Origin of the sequence: Streptomyces coacervatus, from assembly GCF_029223485.1 — a bacterium.
Taxonomy (GTDB): domain Bacteria; phylum Actinomycetota; class Actinomycetes; order Streptomycetales; family Streptomycetaceae; genus Streptomyces; species Streptomyces coacervatus.
Map to the genome: position 1 here is coordinate 95,893 of NZ_JARHTP010000011.1, position 16,417 is coordinate 112,309.

The window sequence follows — 16,417 nt, forward strand, 5'->3', positions numbered from 1 at the left end:
TAGACGTCGACATGCCGGTGAACGCATTGCCGTACCAAGCGCACCAGTCGGCCGGCGCCGGGGAACTGTCGTTCTACGGCCGAGGGCCGCAGCTCAAAGCGATGGAGAACCGGCTGCGCGAGTCCCGCGGCGGCGCCTCGCGTCTGGTGGTCGTCGAGGGTCCGCCCGGCATCGGGAAGACCGCCCTGGTCCGCCGCTTCCTGCGGACGGCGGACCGGGTACGCGTTTTGGAGGCCAGCGGCGCCGAGAACGAGACGGCACTTGCCTACGGCGTACTCACCCAGCTCCTGAGACAGACCGCGGTGGGCGAGTACGCACCGAGGCCGCAGGACGAGCCCGGTGTGGCCGGCGCGCGACTGCTGGCCCTCGCCGACCAAATCCCCGCGGACACCGTCATCGTGGTCGTCATCGACGACGCCCACTGGGCGGACGCCCCGTCGCTGGACGCCCTCACCTTCGTCCTGCGCCGACTGCAGTGCGAGCCGGTCCTCACCCTGCTGGCCGTTCACGGACCGGAGGAAGCCCAACTCCCCAAGGGAATGGGGAAGTTACTGGCGGACGACGAGACCCTCCGCCTCACCCTCGACGGTCTGACCGCCGAGCAGACCGGCGCGCTCTGCGCCCGGCTGCTGCCCACGCGCCTGCCGCCGCACGCGGTCGGCAGACTGCACGCCCACACCCGGGGCAATCCACTGCACCTGCGCGCCCTGCTGCGCGAGGTGGAGCCGGAGGTCCTGGCCTCCTCCGACTCGCCGCTGCCCGCGCCCCGTTCGTACCAGTCGCTGGTCCGGGACCGCCTCGCGCACTGCGACCCGCCGGCCCGGGACCTCGTCGCGGCGGCCAGTGTGCTCGGGCTGCGCGCGACGCTGCACCGGGTGGCGCAGCTCGCCGGTCTGGAGAACCCGCTGCCCGCTGTCGAACAGGCCGTAGGACAGGGGCTGTTGGACGAGTACACGGCAGGCGGCCCGCCCGAGCTTGCCTTCCCGCAGCCGCTGATCCAGGCCGCCGTCTACCACCTGCTGGGGCCGGCCCGGCGGGCCGCGCTGCACACCCGGGCGGTGCAGGCCAGCAAGGACACCGCCAGCCGTACCTGGCACCAGCTGCTCGCGGGCCGCAGCCCGGATCCGGCGCTGGTCGCCGACCTCGCCACGGGGGCCCGCCGGCAGGCCGCCGCCGGTCACTGGTCCAGGGCCGCGTCGATGGCCGCGCACGCCTCCCGGCTGGCGACGACACGGCCGGAGCGGGAGCGGCTGACCGTGGAGGCGGCGGACGCGCTGCTCTGCGACGGACGGGTGGAGGAGGCCGCCGACCTGGTGCGTTCCCTGCCGGGCGACGCAGCGCGGGCGGCCCATCGCTACGCGCACGGCCATCTGGCGTTCGTCCGGGGCGAGACGCCCAGCGCCCGGCTGCTCCTCGACGACGCATGGCGGCACTGCGACCCGGCCCTGGACCCGGCGCTGGCCCGGCGCATCGCGGAACGCCTCGCCTACGTCTGTCTCATCCAGGGCGAGGCGGCGGCCGCCGTACGGTGGGCGCAGCGGGCCGGGGGTCTGCCGCCGGTGCCGTTCACCTGCGGAATGCTGCGCTACGCCCAACTGGCCGCGCTGGGCCTGACGGGTGCCGCCGAGGAGGGCATCGCACGGGCGGCCGGGCTGCCGGAGTCCGTACTCGTCCAGTCCGGCGACGTCGACCTGCTGCTCGGCCGGAGTGCGCTGCGGCTCGGCTCCGACGACCTGGAGGGCAGCCGTGCGGACCTGCGCTCGGCGGCGCCGCTGTGCCGCAGCGGTCCCGCGCCCCAGCGCGCGATGGCCCAGCTCCTGCTGGGCGAGACCGAACTCCGCCTCGGGAACTGGGACGTGGCCCTGCGCGAACTCGAATCGGCGGCACAGACCACCGCCGCCCGCGGCCTCGCCTGGCTGGAGCCGGTCGCCCACGCAGACCTCGCGGGAGCGCTCGCCCTGAGGGGGCTGACCGAGCGCGCCGCGGAGTACCTCGCGAGGGCCCGCGCGAGCAGCGGATACGGCCATGGCGCCTCGGGCTTCGCCCATGTGGCCAGGGCACAGGCCCAGCTGGCCGCGGCCCGGGGGGCGCCGGACGAGGTGGCGAGTGCGCTGCTGCCCCTGCTGGAGCGGGAGTCGGCGGCGGAGACGGTCGTGGCGCCCTGGCGCGATCTGCTGGTGGATGCGCTGACCGCGCTCGGGGAACACCGGCAGGCCGAGCGGATCCTGGACGGCCTGGACGCGCCCACCGCCCACCGGGGCCGGCACTCCCAGCTGGCGGCGGCGGCCCGGGCACGGGGCACCCTGCTGGCGGCGCGCCGGTCACCGGCCGCGGCGGAGTGGTCGTTCCGCAAGGCGATCGGCCACGCGGAACAGGTGCCGGACCCCTTCAACCGGGCCCGCGTCCACCTCGCCTACGGCGTGTTCCTGCGCCGCGCGGGCAAGCGGACCGACGCCGCGGGGCAGCTGCGCCGGGCCCTGCGCACCTTCACCGAGCTGGGCGCGGCACCCAGTGCGGCCCACTGCGAACGCGAACTGGCCGCCATCGGCGGGGCGATCGTGCCCGACTCCCCCCTCACCCCGCAGGAACTGGCGATCGCCCGCCTGGCCACATCCGGCCTGACCAACCGCCAGATCGCCCGCCACCTGGTCCTCAGCGTCAAGACGGTCGAGTTCCACCTCAGCCACGCCTACACCAAGCTGGGCATCACGTCCCGCATGGGCCTACTGGACAAGCTGCCGACCACTCCAGCGCCCTAAAGGGGCGCGGGGCTGTTTCGATATGCGGCTCCGCCGCGTGGGCGCGACCAGCCACGATGGCGCCGCAGACAAAAGACGGTCGCGCATCCCACGGTACTCGCACCCTCCCTCTTATTCTGACGGTATGTCAGATGACCAGTCGTACGAACTGCTCGGCTTCGACAACATCCTGCTCCCCGTCGGAGACCTAGGCACGGCGCTCGACTTCTACGAGCGCGCCGGCTTCCAGGTGGGTTTCCGGTTCGACGAGGGCGGGATCGCGCTGCTGAAGGTCGGGGGCGAGACACCGGGGATCCTGCTGCGGCAGGAGGAGGAGCTGGGGCATCGCTCGCCGCCGTGGCCCTCTGCGCGCGTATGGATCGAGGTGGCCGACGCACAGACGGCGGCCCGCTCCCTCGTCGCGGCAGGCATCACGCTCCTCGACGAGCCCTTCTCCGTGGCCACCGGCTGGACCGCCGAGATCGCCGATCCATGGGGGAACGTCATCGGGTTCACGGACTACAGCAAGCGCCCGGAGCTCGGCCGCCGCCCCTGAGGCCGCGCCGGGCGGCTCCTGTGTCACCCCGTAGGCTCTCGTTCCGTGCGCGCGAAGAACGACGGCCCCGACGAGGGCGGCAATCCCAGCAAGTCCGAGCACACCCGTGCGCTGATCCTGGAGACCGCCATGCGGCTGTTCCAGGAGCGCGGCTACGACAAGACGACGATGCGGGCCATCGCCCAGGAGGCCGGGGTCTCCGTCGGCAACGCGTACTACTACTTCGCCGGCAAGGAACACTTGATCCAGGGCTTCTACGACCGTCTCGCCGCCGAGCACCGGGTGGCGATCCGGGAGGTCCTGGACCGGGAGACCGACCTGGAGGCGCGGCTGGCGGGCGTACTGAAGGTGTGGCTGGACATCGCGACGCCGTACCACGAGTTCGCGGTCCAGTTCTTCAAGAACGCCGCCGACCCGGACAGCCCGCTCAGTCCGTTCTCCCCCGAGTCCGAGCACGCGCGCGTGGAGGCCATTTCCGTCCACCGGGAAGTCCTGGCGGGTGCGACGAAGACCAAGGTCCCGGAGGAACTGCGGGACGTCCTGCCCGAGTTGATGTGGCTCTCCCAGATGGGCCTGGTCCTGTACTGGATCTTCGACCGGACCGAGGGGCGGGAGCGGAGCTACCGGCTGGCCGAGCGGGGGGCGCGGCTGACGGCCCGTGGTGTGTCGCTGGCGCGGTTCCGGGTGCTGCGGCCGCTGGTGCTGGAGGTGCACGAGCTGTTCACGGACTTCTTGCCGGGGATGACGAAGGTGCTGCCGAACCCCGGCAAGTCCTGAAGGTCCGTACGGGCCGCGGTCAGTTCACCGCGTCCACCTCCCCCTCCGCCAGCTCCACGTCGTACACCAGCGGCCCGTCCGCCACCACGACCTGTGCCGCACGTGAGCCGTACGACGTCGCGCTCGTCGCCAGGAGATACGTTCCCGGTGCCGGTACGGACACGATGTACGAGCCGTCCGCCAGCGAGGTCACCCGGTCCAGCTGCCGTCCGCCCTTCGACAGCAGCGTCACCGAGGCGCCGTCCACCGGCTCGCCGTCCGCGGTGCGTATGAAGCCGTGGACCGCGGAGGCGGGACCGTGCCCGGGCTCGGGCTCGGCCCCTTCCTTCGGCTCGACCGCGAGGTGCGGGAGCCGCTTCTCCAGCCAGCCCGGCAGCCACCAGTTGGAGTTCCCCAGCAGATGCATCGCGGCCGGCACCAGTGCCGTACGGAGAATGAACGCGTCCAGCGCCACCGCGGCAGCGAGGCCGACGCCCGCCATGGCCGCCCCCGAGTCGCCGCTCAGGACGAATGCCAGGAACACACAGACCATGATCAGGGCCGCGGAGTTGATGACGCGGCTGGTCTCCGCCAGGCCGACGCGCACCGCGCGCGCGTTGTCCCGCGTGTGCACCCACTCCTCGTGCATCCGGCTCACCAGGAACACCTGGTAGTCCATCGAGAGGCCGAAGAGCAGGGACAGCATGATGACCGGCAGGAAGGCGTTGATCGGGCCCTCCTTGCCGAGGCCCAGCAGGTCCAGGCCCCAGCCCCACTGGAAGACCGCGACGAGCACACCGAAGGAGGCCGCGGCCGCGATGAGGTTCATCAGGGCGGCCGTCAGCGGCACCACCAGGGAGCGGAAGGCGATCAGCAGAAGCAGGAAACCGAGGCCGATGATCGTCGCGATGAACAGCGGCAGCCGGTCGCCGGTGACGGATGCGAAGTCCTTGGAGACCGCCGTCACGCCGCCGACATGGGCCTGCGCCCCGGCCTGCGGGATCACCTTGTCCCGCAGCGTGTCGATCAGGTCGTCCGTCTCCTTGGACTGCGGTGACGTCTTCGGCACGACCTGGATCACCGTCACGCCCTGCGCGGGCGGCAGGGCGGCCACCCGGGCCACCCCGGGGGTCGCCTCGATGCCCTTGACCAGCGTGACCGTGTCACCGCTCTGGCTGACCACCTGGAGCGGGCCGTTGAAGCCGGGGCCGAAGCCATCGGCCAGCAGGTCGTACGCCTTCCTTGTGGTCGACGAGGCGTTGTCGTTGCCCTGGTCGGTGGCGCCGAGGCGGAGCGAGAGCACCGGGACGGCGAGTACGGCCATGACCACCAGGGCGAGCGCGGCGATCCGGCGGGGGCGCTTCTGGACGTTCGTCGACCAGCGGGCGGCGAGGCCGCTCGCCTTCTCCGGCTCGGGGCCGTCGGCGGCGAGCCTGCGGCGCTGGCGGCGGCTGAGGACGCGCGGGCCCAGGAAGCCGAGCAGGGCCGGGAGGAGGGTCGTGGCGGCCATGACGCTCAGCACCACGGTCAGCGAGGTGCCGATGACCACGCCGTCCAGGAAGCGCAGTTGCGTCACCAGCATGCCGGCGAGTGCGATGCAGACCGTGCCGCCCGCGAACAGCACCGCCCGTCCGGAGGTGTTCAGGGCCGTGACCGCCGACTCCTCGGGATCCAGGCCGCGCAGGATGCCGCGCCGGTGCCGGGTGACGATGAACAGGGCGTAGTCGATGCCGACACCGAGGCCGATGAGGGAGGCGAGCAGCGGGGCGATGTCGGGGATGTCGGTGGTGTGGCTGAGCAGCTGGGTGGAGAACAGGCCCATGCCGACGCCGAAGATCGCGATGGCTATCGGCAGCAGCATCGCGAAGAGCGAGCCGAAGGCCAGGAACAGCACGACGGCCGCGGCGATGATGCCGACCATCTCGGACAGGCCTTGAGGCGGCTGCTGGACGCGCTGGATGGCCTGGCCGCCCAACTCCACGTGCAGGCCGCTCTTCCTGGCGCCCTGCGCGGTGTCCATGACGTTCTGGACGAGGTCCTTGGGCACCTCGTTCGCGCGCTTGGCGAAGGTCAGCTGGGCGTATGCGATCTTTCCGTCACTGCTGATCTGCGCCGCACCCCGGGCGCCGGCGTAGGGGCCGGCGACCGCGCCCACGCCCTTCATCTTCGCGATCTTGTCGAGGGCGGGCCGGATCCGGTCCTGGACCGCCTGGTCCCTCACCGAGCCCTGGTCGACCTTCCACACCACCGTGTCCGTGTCGCCGGACGTGTTCGGGAAGGCCTTCTCCATCAGGTCGAACGCGCTCTTGGAGTCCGTGTCCGGGAGGGAGAAGACGTTCGCGTAGTTCGTACCCGCCGTCGAGGCCGAGAAGCCCAGGCCGAACAGTGCCCCCACCCACAGCAACAGGACCACCAGCCGGTGCCGATAGCACCACCGTGCCAATGCCGCCACGATCAAAGCTCCTTCGTCGGTAATCGGTCGTCGGTCGGTCCCCCAGGTCCTGGGCAACAGGATTGGCGCAGGCACGCGCGCGTGGAGCGAACCGGCAATGACTCTCAAGGAACTCCAAAGACCGTTCCGGACCCGTTGTCAGTGGCCCGGCCGATACTGGGGGGCATGACGACGGCTCCAGGCACCGTGCTGGTGGTGGAGGACGAGCCGAGCATCGCGGACGTCCTCGCCATCGCCCTGCGCTACCACCGGTTCGAGGTGATGATCGCGGGCACCGTCCGCGAGGCTCTCGCGCTCGCCGAGCGCACCCGGCCCGACGCGGCACTGCTCGACGTGATGCTCCCGGACGGGGACGGGCGGGCGCTGGGGCGCGAACTGCGCGCCAGGCGGCCCGACCTGGCGCTGGTCTTTCTCACCGCACGGGACTCCCCCGCCGAGATCGTCGGCGCCCTCGGCTTCGGCGACGACTACATCACCAAGCCGTTCAACATCGACGAGGTCGTCGCCCGCATCACCGCGGTGCTGCGGCGGACGCGCACGGCCGACGTCCTGCCGCAGCGGCCGCCGCTGCGCTACGGCGACCTGGAGCTGGACGAGACGACATACAGCGCCCACCGCGCGGGCCGCACCGTCGAACTCACCCCCACCGAGTACGCCCTGCTGCGCTTCCTGGTGCGCAACGGCGGCCGGATCGTGCCGAAGGAGCAACTCCTGCGCCATGTCTGGCAGTACGAGCACACACCGCCCGAGTCGACCGTCGTGGAGACGTACATCAGCTATCTGCGGCGCAAACTGGAGGCCCTGGGACCACCGATGATCACCACGCGGCGTGGTGTGGGATATGGGCTGGCATGAGGCTCCCGCGCGTGCTGTGCAACAGGCGGGGCATCCACTCCCTGCGCGCCAAGCTGACCCTGGCGAACGTGGCCCTGCTCGCCCTCGGCATCGTGGCGACCACCGCCGTCAGCCTGATGGGCATGCGGTACTACCTGATCGGCCAGATCGACGGCGGGCTGACCAAGATGCGCGACTCGCTGGCCGGTTCGCAGCTCACGATCCGGCAGATCGACTCCCTGGGCGCGCTGACGTTCGTCCACGACCGCCTGGTCCCGGACTCCACGGACAGGGAGCGCTCGACACCGGACTCGATCTACACGGCCGTCGACGGCAGGGGTGCGGCCGTCGGCATCCTCGGCGTCAAGCCAACCGAGGCACAGACCGGCCTGGCCCGCGCGGTCGACGACGCCCGGGCGCTCACCCGGGACGCCGATCCGCACGAGGTGAAGGTGCACGGCGACACCTACCGGGTCACCGCCGTCCGGCTGTCCGACGGCACATACGTCCTCATGGCCGCGTCGACCGAGGCCCTGCACCGCGGCATGGCCAAGGCCCTCAGACTCGACTTCGCCGTCGGCGGCCTGCTGCTCGCGCTGCTGGCCTGTCTGACCCTGTTCAGCGTGCGGCGCCGGATGCTGCCGCTGGAGGACATGGTGGAGACGTCGACGGCGATAGCCGAGGGCGACCTGACCCGGCGGGTGCCCTCCAGCCACCATCCGACGCAGGAGGTCGAGCAGCTGCGGCTCGCCCTCAACTCCATGCTCCACCAGGTCGAATCGGCGTACCGCACGCGCGAGCACAGCGCGGCCCAGCTGCGCCGCTTCGTCGCCGACGCCTCGCACGAGCTGCGCACCCCGCTGTCCGCGATACGCGGCTATCTGCAGCTGTACGACAAGGGCATGCTCACCGACCCGGAGGAGCGCAGAAGGTCCTGGGAGCGGGTGCTCGCGGAGACCGACCGCATGGGGCGGCTGGTGGACGAGCTGCTCACCCTGGCCCGTCTCGACCAGCAGCCCGAGCTGCGCTTCCGCAACGTCGACGTGAGCCGTCTGGTGCGGGACGCGGCCGAGGACCTGAAGGTGCAGCAGCCGGAACGGCCCATCAAGGTCGCGGCCGACGGTGCGGTGCTGGTGCACGCCGACGAGTCGGGGCTCAGACAGGTCCTCGGCAACCTGGTGGGCAACGTACGCACCCACACGCCCGCGGACGTGGCGGTGCGGCTGGGTGTGGAGCGGGAGGACGGCGTCGTACGGCTGTGTGTCGCGGACGAGGGTCCGGGGCTCGGCGAACAGGACGCGGCGCGGGTCTTCGACCGCTTCTTCCGGGCCGGCGGGGGCGCGGGCAGCGGGCTGGGCCTGGCGATCGTGCAGGGGGTGGTGCAGGCGCACGGCGGGGAGGTGGCGGTGTGCACGGCGCCGGGCGAGGGTCTGGCGGTGACGGTCACGCTGCCCGCGCGGACGGCCGTACGGTCGTAACTCGCCTTCTGTTCCTCAGACGTTGGCCATGACGAGCGCCCACACCGTCTTGCCGTGGCGCCCTCTGCTCCACACTCCCCAGGCCGCCGCGATGTTCTCCACCAGATGCAGACCGCGGCCGGCTTCCTCCCACTCGCCGACCACCCGTAATCGGGGCTCCACCTGGCCCTCGTCCGACACCTCTATGAGACAGGATCCGTCGGCGAGCGCGGTCACCGCCACCTCGAACTCCCGCTCCAGGAGCGGCCCGTGGCGTACGACGTTGGTCGCCAGCTCGGAGACCAGCAGCACCGCGTCCGCCAGCGCCGGATCGTCCGGCGTGTGCCCCCAGGCGGCCAGATGATCCCGGACCCGGCGCCGGGCCAGACCGACGGAAGCCGGATGCCGGGGCAGTCTGAAGGAGTTGCGTCTCAACACGTTTGCTCCTCACCCCCCGCACACCTCCGTCACATGTTCCTGCGTCGGGTGAGCGTCCGTCGTCACGGGGGCGAATGTCAATGCCGCAACTTCACGTCAGATCCAGTTGAGGCTCCACAGCCGGAACACTCCGGTGCCGTCGTCCAGATACTGGCCGCCGCCGACGTCCTCGCTGCTCAGGACGTACTCCTTGCCCTGCCACAGCGGGATGACCGGCACGTCGTGGGCGACGTCCTGCTGGAGCGTGCTGAAGTCGGAGGCGGCGTCGGCGCGGTCGGCGTACTGCTGGCTGCCCCGAATCAGCTGGTCGACGGCCTTGTTGCTGTAGCCGGTGTTCATGGTGGAGCCGGTGCCGACGAGCGGGGCGCCGAAGGTGTCGGGGTCCGGGTAGTCGGCGACCCAGCCGACGGCGTACGCGTCCAGCTTCCCGGTCGCCCAGCGCTTCTGGAAGTCGGACCACTCGTAGCCCTTGACGGTCACCTTGAACAGGCCGCTCGACTCCAGCTGCTTCTTGATGGTCCCGGCCTCCTGCTCGGCGGAGGAGCGGCCCTTGCCGTAGCCGTAGGTGAAGCGGACCGGCAGCGTCACACCGGCCTCGGTGAGCAGGGCCTGCGCCTTCTTCGTGTCCTGCTTCGGATAGGCGTCGAAGAACGACGTGGTGTGACCGGTGATGCCCGTCGGGATCAGCGAGTACAGCGGGTCGACGGTCCCCTGGTACACCGTGGCGGCCAGCTGCTCCCGGTTGATCAGCCAGGCCATGGCCTGGCGGACCCTGACGTCGTGCAGGGGCGCGCTCGCGCGGGTGTTGAGGTAGAGGTTGCGGGTCTCGGCGCTGTCGGACTCGTTGAGGCGCTGGTTCGGGTCGCTCGCGGAGAGCCCGGACAGGACCTTGGGCGGCAGCTGGCGGGAGGCGACGTCGATCTGCTTTGCGTTCCAGGCCTTGTCGAGGGCTTCCGAGTCGGCGTAGTAGAGCAGGTCGACGGGCCGGCCCGTCTTCTGGACGGCGCCCTTGTACTCGGTGTTCGGCGTGAGAGCCGCCTTCTTGCCCTTCGTATACGTGTCCAGCTCGTACGGGCCGGTGCCGTCGGCGCCGGGGTCGGTGCGCAGGCTGCGCTTCGGGTACTTGTGGCTGTCGACGATCGAGCCCGCCCCGGTGGCCACCTTGAACGGGAAGGTCGCGTCGGGCGAGGACAGATGGAAGGTGACGGTCAGGCCGTCCGCGTCGACCGAGCGGAGCGTGCTCAGCAGGGAGGACGGGCCGACGTCGGACTTGATCGCCTTGACCCGGTCGAAGGAGTACTTGACGTCCTCGGCGGTCATCGTGCGGCCACTGGGGAAGGTGAGACCCGCCCGCAACTTGCAGCGGTAGGTGGTCAGTTGGCTGTCCACGAAGTCACAGCTCCGGGCCGCGTCGGGCACCGGCGAGGCGCCACCCGGCTCGAAGGTCAGCAGTGACTGGAAAACGTTGCTGAACAAGGCCCAGGAGCCCGCGTCGTAGGCACCGGCCGGATCGAGCGAGGTGATCTCGTCCGTCGTGCCGACCTCGATGGTCTTGTCGGTGTTCTCCTGCGACGGCAGCAGCTGCCAGCCGCCGACTCCCACACCCGCCAGCACCAGCAGCGTCGCAAGAATCCGCATGCGAACCGAGCGCATCGGTTGCCCTCCCCGGGCCCGGCGGGCCCCGCCCCACAGGCCACTCCCCTAGTGGCGCGGCTCACCTAATCACAGGAGTTTCACCTGACGGAAGAGGGGTTTGTTGAATTGAGAAAGAAGTTACCGCAAGGGGTTTCCGCCAGGTTTCACAGGGCTCGCACAGGGTCTGCGGGGGATGGTTTCGGCCAGCGGTTTCTACGGAGCCCACGGGGCCGGGCTCAGGCCTGCGTCGACGCCAGTTCGATCACCGTGATGTCCGACGGTGCGCCCACGCGCGTCGGCGGCCCCCAGGCGCCCGCGCCCCGGCTGACATAGAGCTGCGTGTCGCCGTAGCGTTCCAGGCCCGCGACGGTCGGGTTGGCGGCGGCCGCGATGAAGTTGCCGGGCCAGAGCTGGCCGCCGTGGGTGTGGCCGGAGAGCTGGAGGTCGACGCCGTGTCTGACGGCGTCGTGGATCTGGACCGGCTGGTGGGCGAGGAGCACACACGCGCGTGCCGTGTCCCGGTCACCGAGCGCCTTGGTGAAGTCGGGGCCCTGGCCCTCGCTCTCGCCCGCGATGTCGTTGACCCCGGCGAGGTCGAACCACGGCAGCTCCGTCCGGGCGTTCTCCAGCGGATGCAGCCCGAGCCGCCGTACCTCCTCCACCCACTGCTTCGCGCCGGAGAAGTACTCGTGGTTGCCGGTGACGAAGTACGAGGGCGCCTTGAGCTGCGACAGCGGTGCCGCCGCCGGGCCCAGGTTCTTCACGCTGCCGTCCACCAGGTCGCCGACGACCGCCACGATGTCCGGCCGGGTGGAGTTGATCGTGTCGACGACCTTCTGCGCGAAGCCCCGGCCGAGGGTCGGGCCCAGGTGGATGTCGCTGACCACAGCGATGCGGTAGCCGTGCGCCGCGCGCGGGAGCTTGGCCAGCGGCACGGTGACGCGCTTCACGCTCGGGCCGCGCAGCACGCCGTACGTGCCGTACCCCACCGTCCCCACGGCGGCAGCGGCGGCGGCACCTGCGACGACGCGGGAGACGAAGAGGCGGCGCGAGGGCTCGGGCTCCGGGGTCGGTGCGGATTCGGGCTCCGGCGGCTGTGGCGGGACGGATCCCGCCGGTACCGGCTGTGTCTGCGGTACGGCCGCCGAGGCGCGCGCCCGCCGTTCCAGCAGGCGGCGCAGCAGGGGTCGTACGACCTCGCCCGCCACCACGGCCAGCAGCAGATAGATCGACAGGGCGAGCCACAGGAAGCCGGGCCAGGCCATGACCTGCTGCAGCCAGAAGGGCGCGCCCGCGCGCTCGCCTGCGACGGCCCCGACCGCCAGCACCCAGCCGCCCGCGATCACCACCGCGCCTGCGCGGCGCGCGGGGCCCGGGCCCCGTGTCGTGTCACGGAACAGACGGCGCCACAGGTACCAGTTGCCCGCGACGAGAACACCGAGCGCGAGGAGCGCGAATACCCCGAAGACGACGATGCGCACCGTGCCGAGACCCCCGTTGCCGGATCTGCCGTTTGTGTGTATTTGCCGGGCTATGAGGTCTGGCGCAAAGCACGCAGTCCGCGCAACCCGATGCCCCCGATGACCGTCCCCAATACGAAGGAGACGACGGCGAGCGTCAGATGCACCCAGAAGTACGCCGTCGGGTGACCGTTGTCGAACGCGAGCCCGCTGCCGTCCTTGATGAGATTTTTAACGAAAGTGACCCAGATGACCCAACTCCACACTCCGAAGGCGAGCAGGAACCAGGAGACCGGGCGGCTGAGCTTCATGCCTTCAGTATCGCCGCCGCGCATCCGGCTCCGTGCCCGGGGTGGGGTGGGAGGCGGGACTTCACGCCCGGTGGCATGTACGTTCTCGTCCGTGTCCGCTCCCAAGAAGACCGTCAGGCGATCCCTGCTGGTCACCTCCGCCGTCCTGTCCTCGGTCGCACTGACCGCGCCCGTCTCCTTCGCAGCCCCGGGCCCGTCCACGAATCCCTCGCCGAGTCCGTCGGTCACTCCCCCCGCGGACATGTCGTCCGTGGGCGGCGCCCGTCTCGGGCAGTCGGGCACACAGGCCGATCTGGGCAGCGGCGCCCCCGTGCTCCCCAAGGACATCACCGCGCGCTCCTGGATCGTCGCCGACGCCGAGTCGGGCGAGGTGCTCGCCGCGCACAACGCGCACTGGCGGCTGCCTCCGGCGAGCACGATGAAGATGCTGTTCGCGGACACCGTGCTGCCGAAGTTCCCGAGGACCGAGAAGCACAAGGTCGCGCCCTCCGACCTGGCGGGCATGGGCGCCGGATCCAGCATGGTGGGGATAAAGGACGGCGAGACGTACACGGTCCGCGACCTGTGGCTCGGCGTCTTCCTGCGCTCGGGCAACGACGCCGTGCATGTGCTGTCGGCGATGAACGACGGCGTCGACAACACCGTCAAGGAGATGAACGAACACGCCGAGGAGCTCCAGGCCCTCGACACACACGTGGTCACGCCCGACGGCTACGACGCCCCGGAGCAGGTCTCGTCCGCCTACGACCTGACGCTGTTCGCCCGCTCCGGGCTGCAGAAGAAGGACTTCCGCGAGTACTGCTCGACGGTGCGGACCGAGTTCCCCGGCGAGACGAAGAAGGACAAGAAAGGCAAGTCGGTCCGCGAGTCCTTCGAGATCCAGAACACCAACCGGCTGCTGGCCGGCGACTCCGACGTCTCCGTCTACCAGGGCATCGCGGGCGTCAAGAACGGCAACACGACGAACGCGGGCGCGACCTTCACCGGCGTCGCCGAGCGCAACGGCAGGGTGCTGCTCGTCACCGTCATGCACCCGGAGAAGAACGAGCACAACGAGGTCTACAAGGAGACCGCCAAGCTCTTCGACTGGGGCTTCAAGGCCTCCGGGAAGGCGCGGCCGGTGGGTGAGCTGGTGCCGCCGAGGAGCGCCGCGCAGTCGAGCGCCCAGCCCGGCGGGAAGGCCTCGGCGGGCGGGACCGGCAAGGCGTCCGGCTCACCCGTGGCGAGCGCCTCGGCCGCGGGCCGCTCCGGCGGCATGGGGGTCGCCGTCGCCATAAGCGGTGGGGTGCTGGTGCTGCTCGCGGCGGCCGCGTTCCTGGTCAACCGCCGCTGGCCGCTGCCGGATCTGGTACGTCGCCGGTCCCGTCCGTGAGCTCTTCCGCGGGGCCGCGCTCGGCCCCCTCGTCCGCCTCGGCCCCCTCGTCCGCCTGAGCCTGCTCATCCTGCTCACCGCCCTCGCTCTGCTCGCTCTGCGTCGCCGTCCACGCGGCGCAGAACAGGACCAGCTTCGCCGTGAAGTTGATCCACAGCAGCAGGGCCACGGGCACGCCGAACGCGCCGTACATGCTCTTCCCCGCCACGCCCTGCATATAGCCGCTCAGCAGCGTCTTCAGCAGCTCGAAGCCGACCGCGCCGATCAGCGCGGCGACCGTCAGACGGCGGCGCGGCGGTTCGACGCCGGGCAGCAGCGTGAGGACGTACAGAAGCAGCAGGAAGTCGGCGAGCACGGCGACGGCGAACGCGGCGATGTGCAGCAGGATGCCGCCCCAGCCGCCGTTCTCGATGCCCAGCTGCCTGGTGATCCAGCCGACCATCGCGGAGGCGATGGTGGAGATGGCGAGCGTGACGAGCACGGCGCCGCCGAGACCGACGAGGATGCCCAGGTCCTTGACCTTGCGCAGGACGGGGTTCTCCGCCTGATCGGGCAGCTCCCACACCGCACGCAGGCACTCGCGCATCGAACCGGCCCAGCCGATGCCGGTGACCAGCAGCAAGGCGCCCGCAATCAGCCCGATGGTGCCGGCGTTCTGGACCAGGCTCTGGACGTCGAGCCGGTCGGAGATGCCGGGCACCTGCTCGGCGATCTTGTTCTGCAGGTCGTTCTGCTGTTGCTTGCTGAGCGTGGCGGCGGCGATCGCGGCGGCCACGGTGAGCAGCGGAAACAGCGCGACGAAGCTGGTGAAGGTCATCGCGGCGGCCAGCCTGGTCCACTTCACCCGGTCCAGACGTTCGTACGACCGCCACGCGTGCGTGAGCATCAGGCGCGCCACCAGCGGCCCGACGACGGGGAGCTTCTTCAGCCAGTCCATGATCAGACCCTGCCCCAGGTAGGGAAGACCAATGTGCGAGTACCCCGAAAGTGCAGGACAGTGGGGGCCACGGTAGCGGTTCCGCGAGTCGGTCATAAAGGGGCGATACGGTCAGTTTCATGGCTGCCGACACCGCTCCGGTCCTGTCCCTCCCCCAGTCCCTGCTCGTCCTCGGCGGTACGTCCGAGATCGCGCTCGCCACCGCACGCCGTCTCATCGCCCGCCGCACGCGCACGGTGTGGCTCGCGGGACGCCCCTCGCCCGCCCTGGAACAGGCCGCGGAGCAGCTGCGCGGCCATGGCGCCGACGTGCACACCGTCGCCTTCGACGCGCTCGATCCCGACTCCCACGAGACGGGCCTCGGCAAGGTCTTCGCGGAGAGCGACGTCGACATGGTGCTGCTCGCCTTCGGCATCCTCGGCGACCAGGCGATCGACGAGCGCGAACCGGCCTCGGCGGTGCGCGTCGCGCAGACCAACTACACGGGCGCGGTGTCGGCGGCCCTGGTGAGCGCAACCGCGCTGCAGGCGCAGGGCCACGGCTCGCTGGTGGTGCTCTCCTCCGTGGCCGGCGAGCGCGCCCGCCGCAGCGACTTCATCTACGGCTCCAGCAAGGCCGGCCTGGACGCCTTCGCGCAGGGCCTGGGCGACGCGCTGCACGGCACGGGCGTGCACGTCATGGTCGTACGCCCCGGATTCGTACGGTCGAAGATGACCGCCGCCCTTGAGGAGGCGCCGTTCACGACGACTCCGGAGGCGGTCGCCACGGCCGTCGAACTGGGGCTGCGGCGGCGCTCGGAGACCGTGTGGGTGCCCGGCACGCTGCGCGTGGTGATGTCGGCGCTGCGGCACCTTCCGCGCGGGGTGTACCGGCGGCTGCCCCTGTAGCTACCGGGTGGGCAGGGAGCCGTGCTCCACATGCCCCGCCTGCGGCGGCACCACCGAGCCCCCGAAGGTGTACTCCCGCAGCTTGCGCCAGACGCCGTCCGCGCCCTGCTCGTAGAGGGCGAAGCCGTTGCAGGGCCAGCCGGCCTCGTAGCCGGCGAGTTCCTCGAAGGCGCGGTCCATCGCCTCGTCGTCGATGCCGTGCGCCACGGTGACATGCGGGTGGTACGGGAACTGCAGTTCGCGCGGGACCGGGCCGGCGGGGTCGCGGAGCTGCTTCTGCAGCCAGGTGCAGTCCTCGGCGCCCTCGGCGACCCGTACGTAGACGACGGGTGACAGGGGCCGGAAGGTGCCGGTGCCGGACAGCCGCATCGGGAACGGCCGGCCGGTCGCGGCGACCTCGGTCAGATGCGCCTCGACGGCCGCCAGGTCGCCGCCGTCGACCTCCGTCGGCGGCAGCAGGGTGACATGCGTGGGGATGCCGTGAGCAGCGGCGTCGCCGAAGCCCGCGCGCAGCTGTTGGAGCAGGCTGCCGTAAGGCTCCGGGACCGCGATCGACACGCCGATCGTTACGGTCCCCACGTCGT

Annotated in this window: 14 protein-coding genes; 7 read left to right on the forward strand and 7 right to left on the reverse strand. The window is 71.0% G+C overall.

The genetic code is table 11. The annotated features are described in order from the left end of the window. Positions 1 to 11: 11 nt before the first annotated feature. The 3 genes from P2Q00_RS26625 to P2Q00_RS26635 all read left to right on the forward strand — a co-directional run bounded on the left by P2Q00_RS26625 (position 12) and on the right by P2Q00_RS26635 (position 4,071). Positions 12 to 2,759, forward strand: coding sequence for a helix-turn-helix transcriptional regulator (locus P2Q00_RS26625; protein WP_275775318.1), 2,748 nt, complete (start codon positions 12 to 14; stop codon positions 2,757 to 2,759). A gap of 124 nt (positions 2,760 to 2,883) precedes the next feature. Next, complete coding sequence (locus tag P2Q00_RS26630) at positions 2,884 to 3,294, forward strand: VOC family protein (protein WP_275775319.1); 411 nt, start codon at positions 2,884 to 2,886, stop codon at positions 3,292 to 3,294. A 45-nt stretch (positions 3,295 to 3,339) separates the two neighbouring features. Then, positions 3,340 to 4,071, forward strand: a complete 732-nt coding sequence (locus P2Q00_RS26635) for a TetR/AcrR family transcriptional regulator (protein WP_275775320.1) — start codon at positions 3,340 to 3,342, stop codon at positions 4,069 to 4,071. A gap of 19 nt (positions 4,072 to 4,090) precedes the next feature. On the opposite strand, the gene P2Q00_RS26640 is transcribed toward P2Q00_RS26635, so the two are convergent. Further along, positions 4,091 to 6,493, reverse strand: a complete 2,403-nt coding sequence (locus P2Q00_RS26640; protein ID WP_275775685.1) for an MMPL family transporter — start codon at positions 6,491 to 6,493, stop codon at positions 4,091 to 4,093. 174 nt (positions 6,494 to 6,667) lie between these two features. Between P2Q00_RS26640 and P2Q00_RS26645 the strand changes: the two genes are divergently transcribed. After that, a complete protein-coding gene (locus P2Q00_RS26645; RefSeq protein ID WP_275775322.1) occupies positions 6,668 to 7,357 on the forward strand; it encodes a response regulator transcription factor in 690 nt (229 codons plus the stop codon). Beyond that, the gene (locus P2Q00_RS26650) at positions 7,354 to 8,814 is read left to right on the forward strand and encodes a sensor histidine kinase (protein ID WP_275775324.1); all 1,461 of its coding nucleotides are present in this window, start codon (positions 7,354 to 7,356) and stop codon (positions 8,812 to 8,814) included. Before P2Q00_RS26645 ends, P2Q00_RS26650 begins: the two co-directional genes overlap by 4 nt. Before the next feature lie 15 nt (positions 8,815 to 8,829). Here P2Q00_RS26650 and P2Q00_RS26655 read toward each other — a convergent pair whose 3' ends face one another. From P2Q00_RS26655 to P2Q00_RS26670, 4 genes are all read right to left on the reverse strand, one after another. Further along, positions 8,830 to 9,231, reverse strand: coding sequence for an ATP-binding protein (locus tag P2Q00_RS26655; RefSeq protein WP_275775326.1), 402 nt, complete (start codon positions 9,229 to 9,231; stop codon positions 8,830 to 8,832). A 96-nt stretch (positions 9,232 to 9,327) separates the two neighbouring features. Continuing rightward, positions 9,328 to 10,884 carry an ABC transporter substrate-binding protein gene (locus P2Q00_RS26660; RefSeq protein ID WP_275775327.1) on the reverse strand — a complete coding sequence of 519 codons (1,557 nt, stop codon included), beginning with the start codon at positions 10,882 to 10,884 and terminating at the stop codon, positions 9,328 to 9,330. Between the two features lie 218 nt (positions 10,885 to 11,102). Then, complete coding sequence (locus tag P2Q00_RS26665; protein ID WP_425579598.1) at positions 11,103 to 12,347, reverse strand: metallophosphoesterase; 1,245 nt, start codon at positions 12,345 to 12,347, stop codon at positions 11,103 to 11,105. A 50-nt stretch (positions 12,348 to 12,397) separates the two neighbouring features. Continuing rightward, positions 12,398 to 12,637, reverse strand: coding sequence for an SCO4848 family membrane protein (locus tag P2Q00_RS26670; protein ID WP_275775328.1), 240 nt, complete (start codon positions 12,635 to 12,637; stop codon positions 12,398 to 12,400). A gap of 91 nt (positions 12,638 to 12,728) precedes the next feature. Between P2Q00_RS26670 and P2Q00_RS26675 the strand changes: the two genes are divergently transcribed. Further along, positions 12,729 to 14,009 (forward strand): D-alanyl-D-alanine carboxypeptidase family protein, encoded by a 1,281-nt coding sequence (locus P2Q00_RS26675; RefSeq protein ID WP_338059343.1) that lies wholly within the window; start codon positions 12,729 to 12,731, stop codon positions 14,007 to 14,009. Here P2Q00_RS26675 and P2Q00_RS26680 read toward each other — a convergent pair. After that, entirely contained in the window at positions 13,957 to 14,946 is a 990-nt protein-coding gene (locus P2Q00_RS26680; protein ID WP_275775330.1) for a YihY/virulence factor BrkB family protein, read from the reverse strand. The genes P2Q00_RS26675 and P2Q00_RS26680 overlap by 53 nt on opposite strands. 119 nt (positions 14,947 to 15,065) lie before the next feature. Between P2Q00_RS26680 and dprE2 the strand changes: the two genes are divergently transcribed. Further along, a complete protein-coding gene (gene dprE2, locus P2Q00_RS26685; RefSeq protein WP_275775331.1) occupies positions 15,066 to 15,833 on the forward strand; it encodes a decaprenylphospho-beta-D-erythro-pentofuranosid-2-ulose 2-reductase in 768 nt (255 codons plus the stop codon). On the opposite strand, the gene P2Q00_RS26690 is transcribed toward dprE2, so the two are convergent. Beyond that, positions 15,834 to 16,412 (reverse strand): 2'-5' RNA ligase family protein, encoded by a 579-nt coding sequence (locus P2Q00_RS26690; RefSeq protein WP_275775333.1) that lies wholly within the window; start codon positions 16,410 to 16,412, stop codon positions 15,834 to 15,836. Positions 16,413 to 16,417 lie beyond the last annotated feature (5 nt).